The sequence below is a fragment of the Mesorhizobium sp. BR-1-1-10 genome (genome assembly GCF_020165595.1).
Taxonomy (GTDB): Bacteria; Pseudomonadota; Alphaproteobacteria; order Rhizobiales; family Rhizobiaceae; genus Mesorhizobium; species Mesorhizobium australicum.
On record NZ_JAIUIL010000011.1, the window covers coordinates 23352 to 44734 of the forward strand.

A 21383-nucleotide genomic window follows, 5' to 3' on the forward strand; every position below is an offset into this window, starting at 1 on the left:
CATGGATCCTAGGGTCTGCGCGCGTCGCTTCGCTCCTTGCTACGCCCTAGGATGACGAAGCGTGGAGCGTTCGCTGTGGTCGCCGGCGTGTCGGCTCAAACGCCATCGACGCTTTCGACAATTTGAATTATCTTGTCGCCGGTCCTCTCGCAGCCCCGGCTGGAAGATTTCGTCAGGGATTTGTCGGTATTGTGCGGGGTCGGTGTAGGATTTGCGCAGCCTTGTTCGTCCTTCGGACGAAGCGCTGCGAAGTAACAGTCAGTGCATGGCCGCGTAGGAGTTCATCATGGCGCCCAGGGCAAGTTGGAAGGGTTACCTCAAACTCAGTCTCGTCAGCTGTCCGGTGCGGCTATATCCCGCCACCAGCGCCAGCGAGCGCATCTCGTTCAACCAGCTGCACAAGAAGACCCACAACCGCATCAACATGAAGCCGGTCGACCCTGAACTGGGGCTCGTCGAGCGGGCGGATCTGGTCAAGGGCTACGAGTACGAGGACAAGCAGTACATCATCATCGACGATGCCGACCTCGACGCGGTGCGCATCGAATCCAACCACACGATGAACATCGAGGCTTTCGTCGATGAGGACGAGGTCGACGTCATCTACCAGGACGCGCCCTATTACATGGCGCCGGACGGCGCGATGGCGGAAGAGACTTTCGCCGTGCTGCGCGAAGCGATGCGCAAATCCGGCAAGCTCGCCATCGCCAGGCTGGTGCTGTCCAGCCGCGAGCGCGTGGTGACGATCGGCGCGCGCGAGAACGGGATGTTCGTGTGCACGTTGAGGAACCCGAACGAAGTGCGTGGCACGGCTGAATATTTCGGCAACATTCCAGCCGGCAAGCCTGACCCGGAAATGCTGCAGCTTGCCGAAGCGCTGATCAAGCAGAAGGAAACCACCTTCGATCCGAAGAATTACGAGGACCGCTACGAGGTCGCGCTGATGACGATGATCCGCGAGAAGCTGAAGGGCCACAAGCCGATCATCGCGGCGGCACCGGAGCGCGGCAACGTCATCAACCTGATGGATGCGCTGAAGGCCAGCCTGTCTCAGTCGAAGCCGCCGGCCAAGTCGAAGAGCAAGGCCGACGAGCCCGCCAAGCCCGCCGCGAAGAAGGCGGCTGCGGGTGGTGCGCCTGAAAATCCGCTCAAGGCCAACCTGCTCAAGGCGGTCGGCAAGAGCAAGAAATGACGGCTCCGGCCGTTCCGGGCGCTGTCTTCGGCACGATCGGCGCACTGGCGGCGTTTCCGCTCAGGCTTGCCGCACGCGAGGTGGAGCGCCAGCACGGCCAGCTCAGGCGCGGCGTCACCCGCCGCACCACGCATGTCGTGTTCGGACGCGCATTGTTGGTCAAGGCGGGGCTGACCAAGGCCGGACTAACCAAAAATAGCGATAGCGAGATCGAACGCCGCGTTGGCGCCGAGCGCGCGGCCGGGCGCATTCTCATGAGCGAGAACGGTTTCCTGCGGCTGCTCGGGCTGATGAAGGCGCCCGAGGCGTCTTCGCTGTCGCGCCAATCGCTGATCGACCAGTCAAGGCTGTCCGGCGCCGATCTCGACAGGCTCAGCCTGTTCGACGCCTTCGAGCATGATGGCGAGCCCTATTCCTTCCGCGACCTGATCCTGGCGCGCAAATATGCCGGGCTGATCGCCGGGGGTGCGACATGGGGTGCGATCGCGCGCTCCGTCCACCGCTCCGGCCCGGTGGCCTCGCTCACCGCCAAGTCGCTCAATGTCGGCTCGCGGCACGGGCGGCCCGACGCGATCTACCTCGAAGGCGGCCAGAGCGAGCTCGACGGGCAGCTGCTGTTCGATCTCGGCGCCGCGGCAGAAGGCGACGACACGCTGGAAGATTTGTTCGCCGAGGCGGAAGCCGCCGAGGAGGGCGGGGACCATGACGGGGCCGCCGCACTCTATCAGCGCTGCCTCGCCATCGATCCCACTGACGCCATCGCCGCCTTCAACCGCGCCAACTGTTTGCGCGGGTCCGGGCGCGTGGCGGAAGCCGCGCATGATTATGCCAGGGCGATCAAGCTCGATCCGGCCTTCGTCGAAGCCTGGTTCAACCTGGCCGGGCTGATGAGCGAGCAAGGGCGCGACGCTTCGGCGCGAAGGCATTTGCAGAAGGCGATCGCACTCGACAAGACTTATGCCGACCCGGTGTTCAATCTGGCGCGGCTGGAGTTTGACGCCGGCAATCTGCTCGAGGCGCGGCGGTTGTGGATGCGGTACCTGGAGCTCGACGCGGTCTCGGAATGGGCAGGGGTGGCTGCCAGGGGTGTGCAGTTCGTGGACATGCAGCTGGCGAAGTCGGCGGGGTGACGATGGTGGGCGAAGGCCGCGATGACAGCCGATCTCTCGCTTCGTGGGGGGAGATCGGCAGCTTCGCCGTCGCGCGGGGTGTCACATCATGACCAGCTTCCTCTTCGACGGCCACGAGACCGCTCCCGTCACCATCCTGCTTGCCCATGGCGCCAGCGCTTCAATGGACTCTCCCTCCATGACAGCCACCGCAAAGGCGCTGGCCGCCGCTGGCTTCCAGGTCGTGCGCTTCGAGTTCCACTATATGGCCGCGCGCCGCTACGGCCAGCGCAAGCCGCCGCCGCGTGCCGAGACGGTGAACCCGGAATACATCAAGGCGATCGCCGACCTCAGGGCGAAGGGCGTGACGGGCAAGCTCATCATCGGCGGCAAGTCGATGGGCGGGCGGGTCGCGTCGATGATCGCCGACGAGATGTTTTCCAAGGGCGAAATATCGGGACTGGTCTGCCTCGGCTATCCCTTCCATCCGCCTGGCAAGCCCGAGCAATTGCGGACAAAACATCTCGCCGGGCTGAAGACGCCGACGCTGATCTTCCAAGGCACACGCGACGAGTTCGGCACCAAGGACGAGGTCGCGACCTACAACCTTTCCGATGCCATCGAAGTGATCTGGCTGGAGGACGGCGACCATGATTTGAAGCCGCGCAAGAGTATTTCGGGTTTCTCTACCGCGGATCATCTGACGACGCTGGCGGAGACGGTGAAGGCTTGGATGGGCAGGATCGCGCCCTGATCCCAATGAAGATCGCCAGCTTCAACATCAACAACATCAACAGCAGGCTGGACAACCTGCTGTCGTGGCTCGGCTCCGCAAAACCCGATGTGGTCTGCCTGCAGGAACTGAAGGCGCGCGACACGCAGTTTCCGCGTACCGCGCTTGCCGATGCCGGCTATGGCGCGGTGTGGAAAGGCGAGCCGACCTGGAACGGCGTCGCCATACTCGCGCGCGGTGCCGAGCCGGTGCTGACCCGCGATGTGTTGCCCGGCGACGATGCCGACCGGCAGAGCCGCTACATCGAGGCGGCGGTGAACGGCATCGTCATCGCCTGCCTTTATGCACCGAACGGCAACCCGCGGCCGGGACCGAAATTCACCTACAAGCTCGCCTGGCACGCAAGGCTGGAAGCGCATGCCGAACAACTCATCGACACCGGCCTGCCCGTGGTGCTGGCCGGCGACTACAACATCGTGCCCGAGCCGCGCGACATCTACGCCACACGCTCCTATGACGACAACGCGCTGGTGCAGCCGGAAAGCCGCGCCGCCTTCGCCGCGCTGCTCGAACAAGGCTGGACCGATGCGTTGCGCAAGAAATACCCGAAGGAAACGCTCTACACCTTCTGGGATTACCGCCGGAACCGCTGGCCACGCAACGCGGGCCTGCGGCTCGACCACATCCTGTTGTCGAAGACGCTGGTGCGCAAGCTCAGGGCCGCCGGCATCGATCGTGACGTGCGCGGGCAAGATGGCGCCAGCGACCACGCGCCGGTCTGGGTGGAATTGGGGTGAGGGATTTCACGTCCGTCAGCGGCGCACGCACCCTTTTCCGCGGGTTGTCTCTCGCGCTAAGCTGGACAGGATCGGCGGGGATAGTTGATGCATTGCATTTGTGACAATGGCGAGCGGCTACCGAAGCCGGTCTGCCATGAGTGACCTCGCTCTTGTCGGCCTGCTTGTGGCGGCGCTCGCGATCATTGCCGCCGCGGTTGCCGCCATTCAGCTGTTGCGCAAGGCGCGCCTGCGCCGTCGGGCGCTGCGCCGGGCCAATCCTGCCAACGACTACGCCGTGCGCACCGACTGGAGCCGCAGCACCGGCACCGTCAACTACTCGTCCTTCGTCTATTTCGACGTCGACCGCGACGGCAGCTACGGCGTGGCCGACCGGCCCATGGCCGGCATCATGGTGCGGCTGTTCGACGGGCAGGGTGGCTTTGTCGCGTCCTCGAGGACGAACAATGGCGGTTATGCCAATTTCGCCATGTCGACATCTGCGCTGACGGCTGCGATCCGCGTGCCGGCCGCCTACCGGTTCTCCGTTTCAGTGCCGCCGGGCTGGCGCTCGCCAAGCGCCAACGACACGCAGTCGATAGAGTTCCGGCTGGCACCCGGCTCGCCCGCCGGGCTGATATCGCAGGACCTGCCGCGGCCGGTCGGGCTGGCACCGGTGCGCAGCCTGGCCGGCAGGATGGCGGCAGGCGGTAGCGCGACCCTGTCGGTGATGGCGCGGGGGCAGGTGACGGAGAGCCGGACGCTGGCGCCGGCTTCGGCCTTCCGGTTCGAGCTTGCCGACGACGCCGACACTGTGGTGATCACCGGCGGCGGGCTCGACCGCCGGCTGGTGCTGTCGCCTTACCCCACCGATCTCGGGTTGCTTTCGCCCCGGGCGCCGGTGGATGAGGCGGCGGCGCGCACGATCGGCTTCGACGACGTCACCGGGCGCGGCTTCCGCAAGATCCCATGCGGCCACGCCGGGCTCGACTGGCGCAACCTGAACGCCATGGCGAATGACCACACCAAGGACAGCGAGGGCTATGTCAACGGCAATGTTTCAGGCGACCACGTGGCATACACCAGCAGCGGCTATCCGGCCGAGTTCAGCCGCGAGACGCCATTTGTCTTCCACTCGGTGCTGCTCAGCGCTGCCTGGCTGAAGGCGGAGGGGGAAACGGCGCTGATCGAAAGCTGGTCGGGCGACCGGTTGGTCGCCAGCGATGAAATGGTGCTGTCGGCGCTCACGCCGCTGCGCTACGCCCCGATGCTCAGGGAGATCACCCGTGTCCGCCTTTCGACGAAACACCACTGGCAAATGGTTGTAGACGACCTGGTTCTGACCAGCTGATTACTTCGTGATCGAGATCACAATCGGCCCGTTGGTCGCGGCTGTGATCAATTTCAGATTGCCCTTCCTGATCAAAACGGGCCGTTCATAAATCTTCTTCATGATGCAAGCTCTCCACTATATCCCGGGCGGAGTGTGTCATAACTCCGTCCGCTGTCAATATTTCGCCGGGGATGGCTGAGTTCCTATCGGCAGCGACCGTGGTAAATTGAACACTAACCTTTGTCGGCGTCGTCTGGTCGAACCGGAGATCGTGGCCACGACGGAGGCGGCGCAATCAACCTCAAGCTGGGTTTTCTTGAGCAGGGCCGCCGCAGATCTTCTTATACCGCGGCTGTCTGCGTCCGTCTCACGCGATGCCGGCGGCATTTTGCGATACGCCCATGACGCTGATAGTCTGACCTGAAGGCCAGGCGAGGAGGATGCGCGATGAACAGGTTGGCTGACAAGGTGCTGGCGCTTGTCCTGGCCGTGGTCGCGGCTGCCTGTCTGGCCCAGGTCTATCCGCTGATCGACATCCTGGCCGGGCGTGGCCTTGCCGGGCTCGACGTTGCCATGCTGCGGCCGGCGGCATATTCGGCGGCGGCACTTGCCTGTTTCATCGGTGCGTTGCTGTTCCTGGCGGGTCAATTGCCCGGCCGGCCCGTGCACGCGGCCGGGGTGCCGCTGTTCGGCAGGGACGCCGAATTGGAGCCGGCGGGCCGCCCACGCCTGCGCCGGACTTTCCTGGTGCTGCCAGTGGTTGTCTTGCTGGCGCTGCTTGGCGACGGGTTCGGCTCGTGGCGGCCGCATGAGGGTGGCGAGCATGTCGCCAGCGCGCCGCCCATGGAATCCGCGCCAAAGCCGGAATCGCCGTCGCCGGTTGCTCGGACACCGCCCTTGCCGCCGGCCCTGCCGTCCGAGCAGGCGGCCACGCCGCCAGCCGCTGCAAACCCGCCGGCTTTGCCGGTGCAACCAGCTCCGCCGGTGGCCGAGCCTGCTGTTCCGCCGGCGTCTACGGCCCCGATGCCGCCGGAGGTCGCGGTCATTCCGCCGCCGACGGTGGCGCCGTTGCCGCCGTCGCCGCCGGCGGCACCAACGCAGCCCGACGGCCATCGCGATGCGGTCGTCTGGCTGGCGGTGGCGCCGGATGGGCGTTCGATCATGAGCGCCAGCACCGACCACACGATCAAGCTCTGGGACATGGGCGGCAAGCACCTGATGCGCAATCTCGGCGTTCACAAGGACATGGCGCGCACCGCGCTCTACATGCCCGACGGCGTCAGTGCGCTGACGGCCGGCGACGACGGTGAGATCGTGCAGCGAAAACTCGCCGACGGGGCGGTGCTGCACGTCTTCCAATCCGGCCAGAATGGTGGCGTCAACAAGCTGGCGATCAGCCCGGACGGCAGGCGCGCCGTCAGCGGGCACGACACCGGCAACGTCATCATCTGGGACCTCGTCAACGGGTCCGTGCTGCATGTGCTGACCGGCCACGACTGGTCGATCAGCGCGGTCGCCGTCTCGCCCGATGGCAAGCAGGCCCTCTCGGGCAGCATCGACGGGACGCTGAAACTCTGGGACATCGACAGCGGCAAGCAGTTGCGCAGCTGGCACGGCCATGAGCAAGGCACCTATGGCGCCGTGTTCACCGCCGACGGGCATCATCTGATCACCGGCAGCGGCGACCTGACGATCAAGGTCTGGGATGTCGACAGCGGCCGCGAGGTGAAGCGCCTCGAGGGCCACGAGGGCACGGTTTACGCACTGGTGCTATCGGCCGACGGCAAACGCCTGCTGTCGGGATCACTCGACGGCACCGCAAGGCTGTGGGACATGGCGAGTGGGAATCAGATCGCCATGTTCGACAGCCAGACCGGACCGATCTACGCCGTCGCCTTCGCCGCCGATGGCACGGTGCTGACCGGCGGCTCCGACCGCACCATCAGGGATTGGCCAGCGGCCGGTGGTGACGGCGTCGTGCTGTTTGCAGGGGCGCCGGGGTGAATGCCTGGAGACGCTGGGCCGGGGCATGGACGCTGGTCAAGTAATCGGGGCGCTTGCCATGGTCGACGCGGACGGGGGGGCGCATTGTTGGGGTGTGCTCGGCGCCCGCGCCAACCAGGGCGGCTCGTACCGCCGCAACGATACCATCGCACATCGCCCACACGTCGGAAACTTCCGCGAAAGCGGAATAGGCAGGGGCCGCAAGGCTCGGCATTCTAGCCGGGCATGATCGACCAACCGCCGGACGGCTGGCGAGGCGGTAACGCAGTATGGCAAAGTGCTGGTCCATGGATTGACCGGGGACGTTGCGTTCCTATCTGACTCGATAGGCTGCGCGCCTGCGGATCGAACTGATCGGTTTTCCTTGTAGGACCAAGGTCTTGTTTCGTGCGCCCGAAAGTCCGAGAGGCCACGTTCGGTTCCGGCAATGTCCATTGGACGTTCCGCTATTTTATCCAATCGAGATATGATCACCCGGCCTCGCCGCCAGGTTCAAGAATGGTAGCCTGCTCGGACAGGCATGGGCTGGTGACCGCCCGGCAGGGGAAGACAAGCGCAAAAGTTCCGGCGAGAGCCGCTGCCAGCCAGCTTGCCCGCGTGAAAGCGGGTAGCTTTTTGAGGTCGTTTGTTTCGGAGCGAAAAACTTGACGGCTCCATGCAGGCAAGGGATCGAACTGCCTGGGCTTGCCGTTACCCCAGCCACCACCACAATGCCGCGATCACCGCCGCGATGGCGGCCATCGTCAGCCCCAGCATGATGTAGGAGCCTTTGATGATGTCGCGGATGATCTTCTTGATCGTTTCGCGGTCGTTCAGGTTGGGGAAAGTTTCGTTTGGCTGGGCGACGTCGAGGAAATGGCAGAGCGGCCCCCAGCCTTCGCTGACGTTGAACACCAGCAGCTTTTCCGGCGGCACGGCTGCTTTCACTTCGTCGACATAGCTGGCGTAGCGGGCAACCGCCTTGTCGCGGTCACCCATGACGCCGGCCAATGTGCGGCCCCAGATGAGCTTGCGCGACATGTCGCCGAACTTGCGGCCGAACGGTGTGAGCCATTCCAGGATCTTGAACTGCCACAGGTTCTCGGTGAAGTAGATCGTGTCGATGGTGCTTTCATACCAGGCCTCGGCGCCGCGTGGGTGTAATGTCAGCAGCACCTTGGCGTCGGGGTAGGCAGCCATCAATTCCTTCCAGACGCAGCAGCCTGGATTGTCGACGGTGGCCGTATAGTTTGCGAACACGCGGTTCCAGTCGTGCTGGGTGCCGGGCGGGCTGTTGGCCACCGCGCGCCAGAAATCAAGATGGCCCTTATTGGCCTTGTTCATGATCACTTCCTGCATGTGATAGCAGGGCAGGCCGAGCCTGTTAAGCGCTGCAAAGGTCGACCATGTGCCGGTGCGGCCGAAACCGGCGCCGATAAGCTTGAGCGTCATTTCCAATCCCCACCGAACTTCTTTTCCCTGATATCGCGGTCCGTGAGCATCAAACTGCTCCTGCCGGGGCCGCCCCGCAACAAACTTCTACATGGATGCCTAGGCGGACGCCATACTTGCGTAGTTGCTAAAATAATGAAAGCCTGTGCGCGGGTGTGGAGATGGGCAGGGAGTCGCCGGACCGGAATCGGTTCGGCGATCTTGATGGTCGATGTATTTTGGGTCTTTTCTCGTCGGGATGTCGGCGACCACGATCGTTGTCGCAGTGTGGACCTATATTGCTACCGGTTCGTTCTGGGTGGCGCTTGGCTGGACAGTGGTGGTCCTGGTCGTCCTGCAGGTCGGCTATTTCGTGCTCGTCGTGGGGCTGATCTACAGGCGCGCGCAAAACGTCGCGATGAGCCCGGATGCAGTCAACCCGGTGCCGCCGCTCCATCGGGACGGCGTCCGATTCTGACGAAGAGCTCCCGCTCCGGTATCGAGCGCTGCGCACCTTCCGCCAAATCGCGGCGGCCGGTGGAACGAAGCTGTGATGCGTGCGTTTTTCCTGCCTCGATCGGTGAGGCGCCACCTCCACCGGTCCGTTGAAGGCCCGTTCTGCTCCCGGCAGGGCGGGCCTTTTTTGGAGGCCCGGTAGAGCATTTGGAACGACACTCTTCGCTATACGTTAGTTGTTCCTAAGGAGCGGGTAATCCGAGAAAGAGGCGACATTGCTTGCGCTGCAACGCGCGATGTTTTTGCTATTTCCGCAAATTAGAAGAAGTTTCTTCAGAAAAGCAAAGCATACCATTGCTTATCTTCACATGTGTGCATAATAAAATGTGGCATGTTTCTGGTTGCGCGCCACATTTATTTCACAAACAAGGATGGAACCTCCCAGTTGCGTGAGAGTTTCCCCTGAGGCGGAGCGAAATACCCAATCATGGAGGTTGTTATGAAGCATTATCTTACGAGCGCCGCGGCTGCCATCGTCCTGCTGGGCGGCGTCGGAGCGGCCCTGGCGGACACGATCGTGGTCCAGCCGGAACAGGAGACGGTGGTTCGCGAATACATCAAGAAGGAGCCGCTAGCGTCGGTGAACCTGCTGGGCGTCGAGCTTAAGCTCGGCTCGTCCGTGCCGGACAAGGTCGAACTGCGCGAAGTCCCCAATGTCAAGTATCGCGTTGCGGTGATCAACGATCAGACCGTGCTGGTCGACCCGGACACCCGTCAGATCGTGGAAGTTCTTCACTGATCCGTCTCAGCATCAAGCAAAAAGCCCATCACCGATTTAATCCGGTGATGGGCTTTTGTTTGTCGCCCGCCAGTTCTCCAGAATTTACTCGGCGGCCAGCTTGTCCTGCGTCCTGGTGTCGAAGTCGCTGGCGTCATGGCGTTCGTGCAGTTGCATGGACGGTTCGCCAAAGGCGCGGTTGACCATGCGGCCACGCTGGACAGCCGGCCGTTCGTCGATCGCCTTTGCCCAGCGCTGAACGTGCTTGTAATCCTGAACCGACAGGAATTCGGCGGAATCATTGTACATCCGGCCGAGCGCCAACCCGCCATACCAGGGCCAGACCGCCATATCGGCGACCGAATAATCCTTGCCACCGAGATACTCGACCTCGGCCAGCCGGCGGTCGAGTACGTCCATCTGCCGCTTCACCTCCATCGAGAAGCGGTCGATGGCGTATTCGAACTTCTCCGGCGCATAGGCGTAGAAATGGCCAAAACCGCCGCCGAGATACGGCGCAGAACCCATCTGCCAAAACAGCCAGGACAGCACTTCCGCCCGGTCCGGCTGTTCGGTGGGCAGGAATTCACCGAATTTTTCGGCGAGATAGACCAGGATCGAGCCGGATTCGAAGACGCGCAGCGGGGTCTTGCCGCTGCGATCCATCAGGGCGGGAATCTTGGAATTGGGATTGACCTCGACAAAGCCGCTGCCGAACTGGTCGCCATCGTTGATCCGGATCAGCCAGGCGTCGTATTCGGCGCCCTTGTGGCCAAGCGCCAGAAGCTCCTCCAGCATCACCGTTACCTTGACGCCGTTCGGCGTCGCCAGCGAATAAAGCTGCAGCGGGTGCTTGCCGACGGGCAGGTCCTTGTCATGCGTCGGACCGGCGATCGGCCGGTTGATGCTGGCAAAGGTGCCGCCATTGGCCTTGTTCCAGGTCCATACTTTCGGCGGGGTGTATTCGGTCATTGCACGGCCTCTTGTCGTGGGAAGAATGGATAGGCGTTTATAGGTAGGGCTGTGGAGGGGGAAGTTCAACTTGTGTTGAACTATGTTTAATCTTGGGCCGCCGCATTGCCCCGCCGGGCGTCCGAACCTCGAAAGGCCAAGTGATTGGCTTCGTGATCCATGGCCACCGTTCTCACCCCTTGCGCCTTCTCCCGCGTGGCATACCTATACAACAAGCCGCCAGGCATTCGCATCGCAGGACAAAATCATGACCATCAATCCCAATCCGCGCTCCGTGGTTGCCGTGCGGGCGACCGTTCCGGAGGATGCCTTCACGGCCGGGGCCCTCGGCACGCTCAGGGAAGGCAGCGGTGTCGTCATCCGCGATGACGGGCTGGTGCTGACCATCGGCTATCTCATCACCGAGGCGGAAGAGGTCTGGCTGACCTCGCATGACGGCCGTGTCATCCCCGCGCACGCGCTGGCCTACGACCAGGAATCAGGCTTTGGCCTCGTCCAGGCGCTGGCTCCGACGGGCCTGCCGGCCGTGGCGCTGGGCGATGCCGGCAAGGCCAGGATCGGCGACGCGGTGGTGCTTGCCGACGGCATCGGCCGGGCAGTCGAGGCCAAGATCGTCACCAAGCAGGAATTCGCCGGCTATTGGGAGTATCTGCTCGACGAGGCGATCTTCATCGCGCCGGCGCATCCGTCCTGGGGCGGCGCGCCCTTGTTCAGCGCCGAGGGCGCACTGCTCGGCATCGGTTCGCTGCGCCTGCAGATGAGCCGCGCCGGCGAGGTGGCCGATATCAACATGGTGGTGCCGATCGACCTGTTGCCGCCGATCCTCGACGACCTGCTGACGCGTGGCCAGGTGGCTAAGCCGCCGCGCCCGTGGCTCGGGGCGCTGTCGGCCGAAAGCGACGGCAAGGTGGTGGTGATGAGCGTGACCGAGGGCGGCCCGGCCGCCAAGGCCGGCCTCCGCGAAGGGGACGTCATCTCCGAGGTCCGTGACGGCGCGGTCGACGGCCTCGCCGATTTCTATCGCAAGCTGTGGGAAAGCGGTTCGGCCGGTGCCGAGATCCCGATGCGGGTGGTGCGCGACGGCCGCGAAACGTGGCTGCGTGTGAAATCCGCCGACCGCGGCAGTTTCCTGAAAAAGCCGCAGCTGCAGTAGGCCGGGCGATTTCGGCCAGCCGATGCATCCAAGACTGCTCAAGACCTTCCTCGCGGTGGCGCGCTGCCGTACCGTTACGCGCGCCGCCGAGACGGTTCATCTCGCCCAGTCGAGTGTGAGCGACCAGGTCCAGTCGCTGGAGGCCGAGCTTGGCGCTGTCTTGTTCACGCGCTCGAAGTCGGGCCTGGAACTGACGCCGGCGGGACTGGTGTTGAAGCCTGTCGCCGAGGAATTGCTGCGGCTCGATGCCGAAGCGCGGGCGGCGGTGCTCGCTGTGGCGGGACAGACCAGCGGAGCGCTGACCATCGGCGCGCTGGAGACGATCGCCTCGGCCCGGCTGGCGCCCTGGCTGCCGGGGTTCCAGGCCAGTTATCCTGATATCGCCGTGCGCATGAAAGTGACTGATAGCGGCGCGCTGCTGCGCCTGCTGGAGGAGGGCGACATCGATGTCGCCTTCTGTTTCGAGCGCCGCGATATGTCCAACGGCGGCGCCGATCAGCGCTTCGCCAGGCGCACGATTTTGGCCGAACCGCTGGCGCTGGTCACCGCGCCGGGGCAGAAGCCGGTTCCGTGCGACCTGGCCGCCCTTGCCGCGCTGCGCTTCGTGGCAACGGAGCCTGGATGCATCTACCGGCACATGTTCGACACCGCCTTTGCCGAGGCGGGCACTGGTACGCCTGAACTTGCCGCCGAAGTCGGCAGCATCGGTGCCATTGCCCGGCTGGTGGCGGCCGGCGCGGGGCTGGGCCTCATTCCACGTCTGGCGGTCAGCGACGCGCTCAAGCGTCGTGAGCTGATCGAACTGCCTTGGCCTGGCCCGGAACAGGCGGCGCCGCTGACGATGATCTGGCGGCGCCGGCGCGTCCAGCCGCCGGCATTGCGCCGACTGCTCGCCGCCGCGCGCGACATGCAGGCGCCGGCATCCTCGAAAGCCAGTTCAGACGCTGAATCCTCAAGCCGCTCCAAGGTCCTGCTTTAAAAGCATTTCGCAGAGCCGTCCGTTTTAGACGAGACGATGTCCGCCCTCGACGTGGAGCGTCGTGCCGGTGGCAAAGCCATTGCCGATGAGGAAGGCGATCGAGTCGGCGATGTCCTCGGGCTGGCCGATCCTGCCGACCGGCAGCCGCTCGGCCATCACCGCAAGCGTGTCTGCCTTCCTGTCGCCCGCCACTTGCGCCCAAATTTCGGTATCGACCCAGCCGGGTGACACCGCGTTGACGCGGAGCGGCGCGAGTTCTATGGCCAACGCCCGCACCAGCCCTTCGAGCGCGGCATTGACGGCGGCGACGACCGAGCCGCGCGCGGCCGGCCGGTAGGCGGCGATGCCGGAGACGAAGGTCATCGATCCAGCCACTGCCAACCGTGGCGCACCATGCTTGGCAAGCAGCAGCGGGCCGAAGAGCTTGCTGTCGACCACGCGTTGCGCCGCCTCGAGACCGAGCTCCGGCAGCAGCCGGTAGGCGCCTTCGATGTCGGCGGCGGTGCTGACGATATGGTCGAGGCCGCCGATCCCGGCGAACAACGCCCCGATCTGGTCTTCCCGCGTAATGTCGACAGTGGCCATCCCCAGCCCTGCGGGATTGCCCAGCGCCTCACGCGCATGCCGCAGCCTGTTCTCGCCGCGCCCGGCGATGATGACTTCGGCCCCGGCTGCCAGGCAGCGCCTTGCAAGCGCGAGGCCCATGCCGGATCCGCCGCCGACGATCAGGATTCTCTGGTTCGAAATGCTCATTCCGCTCTGCCTTCGTTGGTTGGACAAGAGCAGGGATTGGCAGCTCGATGCGGTGAGGGGAAACGGAAGAAACCGATGGTGCTATCGGAGATGCCGATTGGTCCCGACGCGGTGCGGTTTGGAAACCCGATTGCCTCGATGGCCGGAGCTTGCTCAACGGGCCAGCGGGCTATCCCAGACTGCGAACAAGAGCGCTTTAAGTTCGGCGAAGCGCTTCGGCCCAAGTTCGGTGCGCCAGTCCTCCTCGATGTCGCGCAATATGTCGACCATTTTCCAGAAAGCGGCGTGGCCGCGCTCGGTGGACCGCACCACGCGCGCGCTGCCTTCGCCGTCGGAGCGGACGAGATAACCGTAGCCTTCCAGACTGGTGAGCAGCTGGTTGATGGCCTGCTTGCTCATGCCGGCACGCTCGGCGATCGTGCCGGGCCGCGCGCCGTCCGGGCCGGGAAACTGCAGCACGGCCATATGCGGCAGACGCAGTTCGTCGAAGCCGGCGGCATTGAGCTCCCTGATCAGCCGGCGCTGGATCGCCTGGGCTGGCACGCGCAGCAGGGCGCCGATCAAAAGGTCCTCGGTCTTGGTCTGCAGAACTTCGGTGGAGGTGGCCATTGACGATCCGGTAAATTGAATTTACTGATAGCTAGTAAATGTAATTTACCGGAGGGGTTTGCGCAATGTCATCCATGAATCCTGGGGTCAACCCAGCCGATGAAACCATCGGCACCAAGGGGCTGTCGGTCCGTTTCCTGGTGTCGGGCGAAAATTCGAACGGCAGCGTCGCCGCTTTCGAACTGATGGTGCCAAGCGCGCAGCGCTTGCCCGCGCCGGCGCACAGCCACGACCATTACGAGGAAACGATCTACGGCATTGACGGGGTTTTGACCTGGACCGTGAACGGCAAGCCGATCGAGGTTGGGCCGGGGGAGGCGCTGTGCATTCCACGCGGCGCCGTCCACCGCTTCGACAATAACGGCACCCGGGATGCCAAGACGCTGTGCGTCATCACGCCGGCGGCAATTGGTCCGGACTATTTCCGCGAGGCATTCGGTCTGCTTAACGCCGCTGCCGGCGGGCCGCCCGACAAAGCTGCCATGATGGAGATCATGCGCCGCCATGGCCTGACGCCGGCAATGCCGCCGCCGGCCTGATGCCGGCCGAAGCCCAGCGAGCCATTATTCCTGGCAAGCAGCGAAGGCGTCGCCCGAGTTCCAGTCCCGGAATGCGATGGTCTTGCCTTCCGCCGACACGGTCTTGTGCTTCGTGCTGCCGTCCGGCTGCTGCTTCGAGCTGGTGCCCTTGCCGGTCAGCACATTGTAGTCACAGGCGCTGGCGGCATTCTCCTGCAGGTAATCATCGGAATCGTAGGCGAAGCCGGCAACGATGAAGGCGCCGTTGCGGTAGGCGACGGTCAGCGTCTGGTTGGTGCGCTCGCTGCCGATCTCCGGCGCCGGCAGATGGAATTTGATCGAGCCGTTGGGCAGCATTGTCAGTTCCGGCTCGGCGTTGGAGTTATCGTAGCCCGGTCGGTCGTAGCCGTTCCACTCGCCACCGATCTGTTCGCGCACGATCTCGACAGGCTTGAGGTAATTGTGCTCCTTGTCCCCGAGGAAGAAATGGATGTCCATCGGGTCGGTCGGGCCGGTCTCGACCACCATGGCAAGGTCGGGAGCGCCGTCGCCGTTGAAGTCGCCGGTCAGCGCGGTGATGATATTGCGGGTTTCGATCGGTTCGGCCAGCGCCACGCCCGGCAGCAACAAGGCAAGGCCGAAGAGCAGAGATTTCATTGCGGCATATCCCCCCCGCGTGGCATTTGTGGTCCTATAGCACGGTGGGGAAGCGTCGTGCTCCTCCATCTGGTCGGGCGCGCTTCAGCCGCAACGCGGCAATCCATGGTGTGTTTCCAACTTCATGACAGCGTCTCCATTGCTGACGGGAATTGGGTGTGATGCCATGATGCCGGGCCGCAGGATGACGGAGGCAAGATGACAGGGGCCCCAGCGACAACAATTCTGAACCGGCAGGCCCGCTGATGGCTCCGGTCAAGGTCGATCCCGAAAAGGTCAGGGAATTTCCCGACGCGGCCAGTTTCCATACCTGGCTCGGCCAGCACCACGCCACGGAAACCGAAGTGTGGATCAAGGTTCACAAGGTAGGCTCGGGACTGAAGTCGATCACACCGAAGGAAGCCATCGACGTCGCGCTGTGCTTCGGCTGGATCGACGCCGTGCGCAAGGGGCTGGACGAGAACAGTTTCCTGCAGCGCTACACGCCGCGCGGCAAAAAAAGCATCTGGAGCAAGATCAACATCGACAATGTCGCGCGGCTCATCGAGGAGGGCCGCATGACCGAGCACGGGTTGAAACAGGTCGAGGCGGCCAAGGCCGACGGGCGCTGGGCACGTGCCTATGGCAGCGGCAAGGAAATGAAAATCCCCGATGATTTGCAAGCGGCGATCGATGCCGAGCCGGCGGCCAAGGCGATGTTGGAAAAGCTCAGCGCGCAGAACCGCTTCTCGCTCGCCTTCCGCACCCACAATATGAAGACCGAAGCCGGGCGCAAGAAGAAGATCGAAGCCTTCGTGGCGATGCTGAAGCGCGGCGAGACGATCTATCCGCAGGGAAAGAAATAGCAGCCTTCAGACGCGGTAGTGTGGGTCAAGGGTCCGGGAATTGTCCGCACGGGCGCCGACGACGCCATCAAGACATCGCCGCGGACGGCCTGGACAAGAAAGTCGAGCACCGTTGTCACACGCAGCGGGATATTCCGGCGGGACGGGTAGACGACATTGATCGGCAGGCGCGTCGGCGGAAAATCCGGCATCAGCTTGACCAGCCTGCCCGCTTCGATGTCCGATCCGGCGAGGATGTGGGAAAGCACCGCAAGCCCGGCTCCCGCCAGGGTCGCGCGATGGACGGCCATCGAATTGTTGGCGACGAGGCGGGGCTCGATCCGCAGAACCACTTCCTCCGCTCCACTGGAGAACGACCACGACCGGCCGTCCCCGCCACGGCTGTAGCAAATGCAGGAGTGATCCTTGATGTCTTGCGGCGTTCGCGGTGTGTCGCGCCCCTCGATGTAGGCTGGCGAGGCCACGAGAAAGGCTGTTGTCCAGCCGATCCGGCGGCAGATCAGGCTGCTGTCACAGACCGGCCCGAGGCGTACCTCTAGATCGATCGCATTCGCGACCACGTCCGACGGTTCATCCCGAAGGAGCAGTTCGACCTGAAGTGCCGGATGGCGCTCCAACAGCCCTGCCAGACGGTCGCTGAGGAAGAAGCCGAGGGGCGTCGGCAGGCTGAGCCTAACCTTTCCGGATATGGCTGCCGCTTCGGCGCCGCTGGCTTCGCCGAGCGCTTCGACCGCTTCGATGACGCGCAACGCCATCGGCAGCATCCGTTCACCCTCCGCCGTCAAGGCGAGCGCGCTCGTCGTGCGATGCAGGAGGCGCGTCTTGAGATGCGATTCCAGCGCGGAGACCTGCCGGGATACAGCCGGCTGCGTCAGATCGAGGTCGATGGCGGCCGCTGAGAAGGATTTTGTCTGCGCCACCCGCAGGAACGTTCGCAACGCAGATACGACGTCCATCCTCGCCCTCATACTTTTCTACATAAGCCTTATGTTCGCATCGTAGGCGGGTGGCGCTTTACTGTCCAGTCATTATGGATATTAATTATCCTTAAGGACACAAGATATCCAAAAAAGGAAAAGCCATGACGCAGCGCCTGAACGCCGCCCAGCAATCGCCTGAACTCTTCAAGAAGCTCCTCGATTTCAGCATGGCCGAGACACATGGCGCGATCGAAGAGAAGCTCCGCGATCTGGTCCACGTCAGGGCATCCCAGATCAATGGCTGCGCCTTCTGCCTCGACATGCACGTCAAGGAAGCAAAGATCCACGGCGAGAGCGAGCTGCGGCTGTACCATCTCGCCGTCTGGCGCGAATCGATCCTATTCATTCCCCGAGAACGTGCCGCCCTTGCCTGGACCGAAGCCGTCACCAAACTCCCCGAAGGCGGTATCCCGGACGAGCTCTATGAACGCGTGCGCGGGCAGCTTTCGGAGAAGGAAATCTCCGACCTCACCTTCTCGATCATGGCCATCAACGCCTGGAACCGTGTCAGCGTCGCCTTCAAGACCGTGCCCGGCTCCGCGGACAAGCTCTATGGCCTCGACAAGGCCGGCCTGAACTGACCTCTCCCTCAACGAAACCAGCAACGACGCGGCGCGACCGCGAACGGAGACTATCATGAAAATCGTCATCATCGGGGGCACCGGGCTTATCGGCTCCAAGACGGTCGAACGGCTGCGCAAGCAGGGCTGCGAGGTGGTTGCCGCCGCCCCGAATACCGGCGTCAACACCATCACGGGCGAAGGCCTGGAGGCGGCGCTGGCTGGCGCCGAGGTCGTCATCGACCTCGCCAATTCACCTTCGTTCGAGGACCAGCCCGCCATGGATTTCTTCACCACTTCGGGCCGCAACCTGCTCGCCGCGGGCAAAGTTGCCGGGGTCAGGCACCACATCGCGCTCTCGGTTGTCGGGACCGAACGCCTGCAGGACTGCGGCTATTTTCGCGCCAAGCTCGTCCAGGAAGAGCTGATCAAGGCCTCCGGCATCCCCTACACCATCGTTCATTCGACGCAGTTCATGGAATTCCTGGCCAGCATCGCCAAGTCCGGCACGGTCGGCGAGGCCGTGCACCTGTCGCCGGCCTATGTGCAGCCTATCGCATCGGACGACGTCGCCGATGCGATGGCCGGGATCGCGCTCGGCGCGCCGATCAACGGCATGATCGAGATTTCCGGTCCGGAGCGTGCGCGCATGAGCGAACTCGTCGCCCGCTACCTCAAGGCTGTCGGCGATCCCCGCGAGGTCGTGGCTGATCCGGAGGCGCTCTACTTCGGCGCGAGGCTGAACGACACCTCGCTCGTCTCCGACAACAATCCGCGCCTTGGCCGCATCACCTTCGAGCAATGGTTCGCCACCGCGGCGCGGAAATGACCGCCAGGATGCGCCGTAGCTCAACACACAAAGGAGTTTTCGAATGATCAAGTCAATCGCCATCGCGCTCGCCCTGACGGCGGCACTGGCCGGCCCGGTTGGAGCCAAGGAGGCCCATCGCGCCGGCGAGAAGGCCGCCAAGGTCACCCTCGTCTATGAGCATGAACTGCCGAATGCCCCCGGCAAGAGCATCAAGGGCATCCTCGTCGAATATGGCCCGGGCGGCTATTCGGAGGCGCATACGCATCCAAGCTCCGCCTTCATCTATGCCACCGTTCTGGAAGGCTCCATCCGCAGCCAGGTCAACGACGACCCGGTCAAGGTCTACAAGGCCGGCGAGAGCTTTTCGGAGATGCCGGGTGATCGCCACAGTGTTAGCGAAAACGGCAGCGAGACGAAGCCCGCGAAGCTGCTGGCGGTGTTCGTGGTCGATAGCGCCCAGAAGGAATTGACCTATCCGGCCAAGAAATAGGGGCGCAAGGCCGGTCGCCCTTCCTGGCGTCCGGCCCTGCCGCCAGCCAAAATACTGTCGGTGAGCCCATGTTCGGCGATCATCATTTCTGGCTCTGGTCTTGATCAACCTTCTCGGGCTTGCCGGCATCGTCGTCTGGTATTTCCAGGGCCGTGGGCGTCCCATGGCACGCCTGAGGCCGCGAGAAGCGCGCCTGCTCCAGGACCTGGTGGTCGCCGCCATCTATCTCGGCGTGGCGCTGTCGATAACGGGCGCCCGGAACGATGCGGGCATGGCTAGCCGCCTGCATGCCGGCGACGGGAGACCGGCCGCCCGCGACGGTCATGCGGCCACGTTCATCCGGCGCGCTCTAGCACCCATTCGAAGCTGTTTTTCCAAAGCTCCGCGGGGATGTCGAGCGCCAACGCTTCGGTGAGGTCGGAAAGCCTGACGGCGCGCAATTTTGCGCGCCAGGCCTCATCGGCCTCCCACATGATGCGCGCCACCGGGCAAGGATTGCTTTCGCAATAGCCCTGGGGACGACACGGATTGTTCTCGCGGATATTGTTGCAGACAAACGTCCGCGCCTTGCCCTCAACCGCCTCCACGATGTCGAGGAAGGTCAGCTCTGCCGGCGTCCGCGCCAACCGGTATCCACCCGACGGCCCCAGCGTCGTGTGCACCAGTCCCGCCTGCGACAGGCTTTGCAGTGCCTTGGAGAGATATTCCTTGGGAAGGCCGTGGAACTCGGCAAGCGCTTTTGTGGAGAGATACCGCCCCTCGGGCAGACCGGCGAGAATGGCGCAGCAGTGCAGTGCCCATTCGACTTGGCTTTTCAGGATCATCCACGGGTTCCCGGGCCGGTACCGACCGACCTATTAAGGATAAAAAGTATCCCTATTCCACTGCGGTGTAAACAGAGACGGATTCTGGCGGGAGCCAGATCCGTCAGCGCATGCGCTCAGGCTCCGGAATGCGGATCGATACCGTAGGGATGGACGGGGTAGCCGGGTCCGATGGCATCGCGCACGCGCTCCGTCCATGCGGCGAACGCCGGATAGTCCACGAGCGAAAAGCCGCAATCCCCGGCGCGATGGCTGTAGGCATAGACGGCGATGTCGGCGACGGTGAAGTCGCTGCCGGCGAGGCAAGGGGCGGCCGGCATCGTCTGGGCCGCGACCTTGCCGGACGACGGCCCGACCGGCGGCTTTTTTCGCGATGGCAAGAGATTGCCGTGGTGACGGCGGGACTGCCGTGGTGATGGCGTGCAGAATTCCTCGACCGCGTTCTACCCGGATTCCATCCAGATCCGTCATCAGGACTTTGCCGCCATCCAGCAAAGGCAAGACACGCTGTGCGAGGGCGGACCGCTCGCGGCATTGCCCGTGGGAAAAAGCCGCCCTTTTCGTGACGGGTTTCAAGGATGATGACTGCTCGTCACTGGTTGAGGTCGACCGGTGTCACACCGAGGAGCTTCAGGGCGTTGGCGTAGGTCCGGATGCCTTGCGCCTGCTTGCTTTCGGCACAGAACCGGTTCGCCTTGTCCTGCAGTGCCGTTGCCTGCGCGATCTGGCTCGCACTGGCACCGGGCCTGGCCTTGGTCTGGATGGCGCCGTCGAGTTGAAGACCGAGCCGGCTGCAATATTCGCTACGGGTGACCGCCGCCTCCGCACCCGACTGTGCGCCCGCGAGCATGGCCAGCGAAATGCCTGCTAGGGCACTCATCCATCCGGTCGAATGTCGTTGCATCGCGGGCAGCATCCCTTTGCATTGGTGGCGACCGCTGTCCGGTTGCCACGAACATGTTATGCCCGACGATGTTTTCTTCACTTTTTCCCGGATGTTGAATCTTGTTTCTGGAGTGTTTCTGGCGGTCGGGATCACACCTCGTCGGCGTCGAACAACAGCATCGTCAGATCGTCGTCGCCCGGAGCCAGTATCCGCCGGTCGGCGGCGCAGGCGACACCGACTTCCGAGGCGAAGGCGGCGCGGATGTCGTCGAGGCTGTCGAAATACAATGTTCCCACCAGATAAGGCATCTCGCCCGCCGAGAGCTTGACGATGGGCCGCCTGCTGACATCATAGCGCCGCAGCCCGGGAAGCTTCTTGGCAAGTGGTATGTGAACGTCGAAATAGTGGCGGTCGAAGGCGGCCGGATCGGCCGGGGTTTTGTAGATCACGAGCATCTTGGCCATTGCCATGGTTCCTGTCCTGTTGGCGTTGCTGGTCCGGCCGTGCAGGCCGCCGCGCCAAAGTCGTTCGACAAGGGCGGATTTCGACCGCCCG

The 21383-nt window shown here is 63.7% G+C and carries 24 protein-coding genes and 2 pseudogenes; 16 read left to right on the top strand and 10 right to left on the bottom strand.

The features are described from left to right. Positions 1-286 precede the first annotated feature (286 nt). From LB555_RS22630 to LB555_RS22655, 6 genes are all read left to right on the top strand, one after another. On the top strand, positions 287-1192 hold the full coding sequence (locus LB555_RS22630; protein ID WP_015316846.1) for a Ku protein: 906 nt from the start codon (positions 287-289) through the stop codon (positions 1190-1192). Further along, a complete protein-coding gene (locus LB555_RS22635) occupies positions 1189-2322 on the top strand; it encodes a tetratricopeptide repeat protein (protein WP_015316847.1) in 1134 nt (377 codons plus the stop codon). The genes LB555_RS22630 and LB555_RS22635 overlap by 4 nt, the downstream gene beginning before the upstream one ends. An 88-nt stretch (positions 2323-2410) precedes the next feature. Beyond that, positions 2411-3055 carry an alpha/beta family hydrolase gene (locus LB555_RS22640; protein ID WP_015316848.1) on the top strand — a complete coding sequence of 215 codons (645 nt, stop codon included), beginning with the start codon at positions 2411-2413 and terminating at the stop codon, positions 3053-3055. A 5-nt stretch (positions 3056-3060) separates the two neighbouring features. Next, on the top strand, positions 3061-3831 hold the full coding sequence (locus LB555_RS22645; RefSeq protein WP_015316849.1) for an exodeoxyribonuclease III: 771 nt from the start codon (positions 3061-3063) through the stop codon (positions 3829-3831). A gap of 136 nt (positions 3832-3967) precedes the next feature. Further along, positions 3968-5161 carry a hypothetical protein gene (locus LB555_RS22650; protein WP_015316850.1) on the top strand — a complete coding sequence of 398 codons (1194 nt, stop codon included), beginning with the start codon at positions 3968-3970 and terminating at the stop codon, positions 5159-5161. Positions 5162-5590: 429 nt separating this feature from the next. Further along, entirely contained in the window at positions 5591-7147 is a 1557-nt protein-coding gene (locus tag LB555_RS22655; protein ID WP_224683816.1) for a WD40 repeat domain-containing protein, read from the top strand. Positions 7148-7837: 690 nt separating this feature from the next. Here the strand turns inward: LB555_RS22655 and LB555_RS22660 are convergent. Continuing rightward, entirely contained in the window at positions 7838-8578 is a 741-nt protein-coding gene (locus LB555_RS22660) for a sulfotransferase family protein (RefSeq protein WP_140716443.1), read from the bottom strand. 211 nt (positions 8579-8789) lie between these two features. On the opposite strand from LB555_RS22660, the gene LB555_RS22665 reads away from it, so the two are divergent. Both LB555_RS22665 and LB555_RS22670 read left to right on the top strand, forming a co-directional pair. Next, positions 8790-9035: a hypothetical protein gene (locus LB555_RS22665; RefSeq protein WP_015316854.1), complete on the top strand. Its 246-nt coding sequence runs from the start codon at positions 8790-8792 to the stop codon at positions 9033-9035. Between the two features lie 477 nt (positions 9036-9512). Beyond that, a complete protein-coding gene (locus LB555_RS22670; protein ID WP_015316855.1) occupies positions 9513-9812 on the top strand; it encodes a DUF1236 domain-containing protein in 300 nt (99 codons plus the stop codon). Between the two features lie 84 nt (positions 9813-9896). Here the strand turns inward: LB555_RS22670 and yghU are convergent, their stop codons facing one another. Then, positions 9897-10763 carry a glutathione-dependent disulfide-bond oxidoreductase gene (gene yghU / locus LB555_RS22675; RefSeq protein WP_140617934.1) on the bottom strand — a complete coding sequence of 289 codons (867 nt, stop codon included), beginning with the start codon at positions 10761-10763 and terminating at the stop codon, positions 9897-9899. A 247-nt stretch (positions 10764-11010) separates the two neighbouring features. Between yghU and LB555_RS22680 the strand changes: the two genes are divergently transcribed. Together LB555_RS22680 and LB555_RS22685 are read left to right on the top strand one after the other, a co-directional pair. Continuing rightward, positions 11011-11916 carry a S1C family serine protease gene (locus LB555_RS22680; RefSeq protein ID WP_023775064.1) on the top strand — a complete coding sequence of 302 codons (906 nt, stop codon included), beginning with the start codon at positions 11011-11013 and terminating at the stop codon, positions 11914-11916. A 22-nt stretch (positions 11917-11938) separates the two neighbouring features. Then, positions 11939-12895, top strand: coding sequence for a LysR family transcriptional regulator (locus LB555_RS22685; RefSeq protein ID WP_141906956.1), 957 nt, complete (start codon positions 11939-11941; stop codon positions 12893-12895). A gap of 24 nt (positions 12896-12919) precedes the next feature. Here LB555_RS22685 and LB555_RS22690 read toward each other — a convergent pair whose 3' ends face one another. After that, positions 12920-13648: an SDR family oxidoreductase gene (locus tag LB555_RS22690; protein ID WP_224683817.1), complete on the bottom strand. Its 729-nt coding sequence runs from the start codon at positions 13646-13648 to the stop codon at positions 12920-12922. Positions 13649-13801: 153 nt separating this feature from the next. Beyond that, positions 13802-14257, bottom strand: a complete 456-nt coding sequence (locus tag LB555_RS22695) for a MarR family winged helix-turn-helix transcriptional regulator (protein ID WP_015316860.1) — start codon at positions 14255-14257, stop codon at positions 13802-13804. A 65-nt stretch (positions 14258-14322) separates the two neighbouring features. Between LB555_RS22695 and LB555_RS22700 the strand changes: the two genes are divergently transcribed. Continuing rightward, positions 14323-14796, top strand: coding sequence for a cupin domain-containing protein (locus tag LB555_RS22700; protein WP_140617937.1), 474 nt, complete (start codon positions 14323-14325; stop codon positions 14794-14796). Between the two features lie 24 nt (positions 14797-14820). Here LB555_RS22700 and LB555_RS22705 read toward each other — a convergent pair whose 3' ends face one another. Beyond that, on the bottom strand, positions 14821-15432 hold the full coding sequence (locus LB555_RS22705) for a hypothetical protein (protein ID WP_224683818.1): 612 nt from the start codon (positions 15430-15432) through the stop codon (positions 14821-14823). A 245-nt stretch (positions 15433-15677) separates the two neighbouring features. On the opposite strand from LB555_RS22705, the gene LB555_RS22710 reads away from it, so the two are divergent. Beyond that, positions 15678-16277, top strand: coding sequence for a YdeI/OmpD-associated family protein (locus LB555_RS22710; RefSeq protein ID WP_140725121.1), 600 nt, complete (start codon positions 15678-15680; stop codon positions 16275-16277). Here the strand turns inward: LB555_RS22710 and LB555_RS22715 are convergent. Continuing rightward, positions 16256-17233, bottom strand: coding sequence for a LysR family transcriptional regulator (locus tag LB555_RS22715; RefSeq protein WP_224683819.1), 978 nt, complete (start codon positions 17231-17233; stop codon positions 16256-16258). The two genes, LB555_RS22710 and LB555_RS22715, sit on opposite strands and share 22 nt — an antisense overlap. Before the next feature lie 125 nt (positions 17234-17358). On the opposite strand from LB555_RS22715, the gene LB555_RS22720 reads away from it, so the two are divergent. The 4 genes and pseudogenes from LB555_RS22720 to LB555_RS22735 all read left to right on the top strand — a co-directional run. Continuing rightward, complete coding sequence (locus LB555_RS22720; RefSeq protein WP_015316865.1) at positions 17359-17838, top strand: carboxymuconolactone decarboxylase family protein; 480 nt, start codon at positions 17359-17361, stop codon at positions 17836-17838. Between the two features lie 55 nt (positions 17839-17893). After that, positions 17894-18646 carry an SDR family oxidoreductase gene (locus tag LB555_RS22725; protein WP_140788450.1) on the top strand — a complete coding sequence of 251 codons (753 nt, stop codon included), beginning with the start codon at positions 17894-17896 and terminating at the stop codon, positions 18644-18646. A 43-nt stretch (positions 18647-18689) separates the two neighbouring features. Beyond that, positions 18690-19118, top strand: coding sequence for a cupin domain-containing protein (locus tag LB555_RS22730; protein ID WP_140663463.1), 429 nt, complete (start codon positions 18690-18692; stop codon positions 19116-19118). A gap of 68 nt (positions 19119-19186) precedes the next feature. Continuing rightward, a pseudogene (locus tag LB555_RS22735) lies at positions 19187-19371 on the top strand (hypothetical protein); the annotation flags it as partial. 82 nt (positions 19372-19453) lie between these two features. On the opposite strand, the gene LB555_RS22740 reads toward LB555_RS22735, so the two are convergent. The 4 genes and pseudogenes from LB555_RS22740 to LB555_RS22755 form a co-directional block, all read right to left on the bottom strand. After that, positions 19454-19942, bottom strand: coding sequence for an RrF2 family transcriptional regulator (locus tag LB555_RS22740; protein ID WP_015316869.1), 489 nt, complete (start codon positions 19940-19942; stop codon positions 19454-19456). A 116-nt stretch (positions 19943-20058) separates the two neighbouring features. Continuing rightward, positions 20059-20229 (bottom strand): annotated as a pseudogene (locus LB555_RS29500) (glutathione S-transferase family protein); the annotation flags it as partial. A 305-nt stretch (positions 20230-20534) separates the two neighbouring features. Next, entirely contained in the window at positions 20535-20822 is a 288-nt protein-coding gene (locus LB555_RS22750) for a hypothetical protein (protein ID WP_083883010.1), read from the bottom strand. A gap of 155 nt (positions 20823-20977) precedes the next feature. Beyond that, positions 20978-21292, bottom strand: a complete 315-nt coding sequence (locus LB555_RS22755) for an EthD family reductase (protein WP_015316871.1) — start codon at positions 21290-21292, stop codon at positions 20978-20980. Positions 21293-21383: the final 91 nt, after the last annotated feature.

Excerpts from the sequence above, each read along its gene's own strand:
- LB555_RS22705 (WP_224683818.1), bottom strand. The coding sequence starts at position 15,432 with ATGAAATCTCTGCTCTTCGGCCTTGCCTTGTTGCTGCCGGGCGTGGCG.
- LB555_RS22660 (WP_140716443.1), bottom strand. The coding sequence starts at position 8,578 with ATGACGCTCAAGCTTATCGGCGCCGGTTTCGGCCGCACCGGCACATGG.
- LB555_RS22635 (WP_015316847.1), top strand. The coding sequence starts at position 1,189 with ATGACGGCTCCGGCCGTTCCGGGCGCTGTCTTCGGCACGATCGGCGCA.
- LB555_RS22680 (WP_023775064.1), top strand. The coding sequence starts at position 11,011 with ATGACCATCAATCCCAATCCGCGCTCCGTGGTTGCCGTGCGGGCGACC.
- LB555_RS22750 (WP_083883010.1), bottom strand. The coding sequence starts at position 20,822 with ATGAGTGCCCTAGCAGGCATTTCGCTGGCCATGCTCGCGGGCGCACAG.
- LB555_RS22655 (WP_224683816.1), top strand. The coding sequence starts at position 5,591 with ATGAACAGGTTGGCTGACAAGGTGCTGGCGCTTGTCCTGGCCGTGGTC.
- LB555_RS22730 (WP_140663463.1), top strand. The coding sequence starts at position 18,690 with ATGATCAAGTCAATCGCCATCGCGCTCGCCCTGACGGCGGCACTGGCC.
- LB555_RS22640 (WP_015316848.1), top strand. The coding sequence starts at position 2,411 with ATGACCAGCTTCCTCTTCGACGGCCACGAGACCGCTCCCGTCACCATC.
- LB555_RS22685 (WP_141906956.1), top strand. The coding sequence starts at position 11,939 with ATGCATCCAAGACTGCTCAAGACCTTCCTCGCGGTGGCGCGCTGCCGT.
- LB555_RS22690 (WP_224683817.1), bottom strand. The coding sequence starts at position 13,648 with ATGAGCATTTCGAACCAGAGAATCCTGATCGTCGGCGGCGGATCCGGC.
- LB555_RS22645 (WP_015316849.1), top strand. The coding sequence starts at position 3,061 with ATGAAGATCGCCAGCTTCAACATCAACAACATCAACAGCAGGCTGGAC.
- LB555_RS22670 (WP_015316855.1), top strand. The coding sequence starts at position 9,513 with ATGAAGCATTATCTTACGAGCGCCGCGGCTGCCATCGTCCTGCTGGGC.
- LB555_RS22715 (WP_224683819.1), bottom strand. The coding sequence starts at position 17,233 with ATGGACGTCGTATCTGCGTTGCGAACGTTCCTGCGGGTGGCGCAGACA.
- LB555_RS22720 (WP_015316865.1), top strand. The coding sequence starts at position 17,359 with ATGACGCAGCGCCTGAACGCCGCCCAGCAATCGCCTGAACTCTTCAAG.
- LB555_RS22650 (WP_015316850.1), top strand. The coding sequence starts at position 3,968 with ATGAGTGACCTCGCTCTTGTCGGCCTGCTTGTGGCGGCGCTCGCGATC.
- yghU (WP_140617934.1), bottom strand. The coding sequence starts at position 10,763 with ATGACCGAATACACCCCGCCGAAAGTATGGACCTGGAACAAGGCCAAT.
- LB555_RS22740 (WP_015316869.1), bottom strand. The coding sequence starts at position 19,942 with ATGATCCTGAAAAGCCAAGTCGAATGGGCACTGCACTGCTGCGCCATT.
- LB555_RS22695 (WP_015316860.1), bottom strand. The coding sequence starts at position 14,257 with ATGGCCACCTCCACCGAAGTTCTGCAGACCAAGACCGAGGACCTTTTG.
- LB555_RS22755 (WP_015316871.1), bottom strand. The coding sequence starts at position 21,292 with ATGGCCAAGATGCTCGTGATCTACAAAACCCCGGCCGATCCGGCCGCC.
- LB555_RS22700 (WP_140617937.1), top strand. The coding sequence starts at position 14,323 with ATGTCATCCATGAATCCTGGGGTCAACCCAGCCGATGAAACCATCGGC.
- LB555_RS22725 (WP_140788450.1), top strand. The coding sequence starts at position 17,894 with ATGAAAATCGTCATCATCGGGGGCACCGGGCTTATCGGCTCCAAGACG.
- LB555_RS22710 (WP_140725121.1), top strand. The coding sequence starts at position 15,678 with ATGGCTCCGGTCAAGGTCGATCCCGAAAAGGTCAGGGAATTTCCCGAC.
- LB555_RS22630 (WP_015316846.1), top strand. The coding sequence starts at position 287 with ATGGCGCCCAGGGCAAGTTGGAAGGGTTACCTCAAACTCAGTCTCGTC.
- LB555_RS22665 (WP_015316854.1), top strand. The coding sequence starts at position 8,790 with ATGTATTTTGGGTCTTTTCTCGTCGGGATGTCGGCGACCACGATCGTT.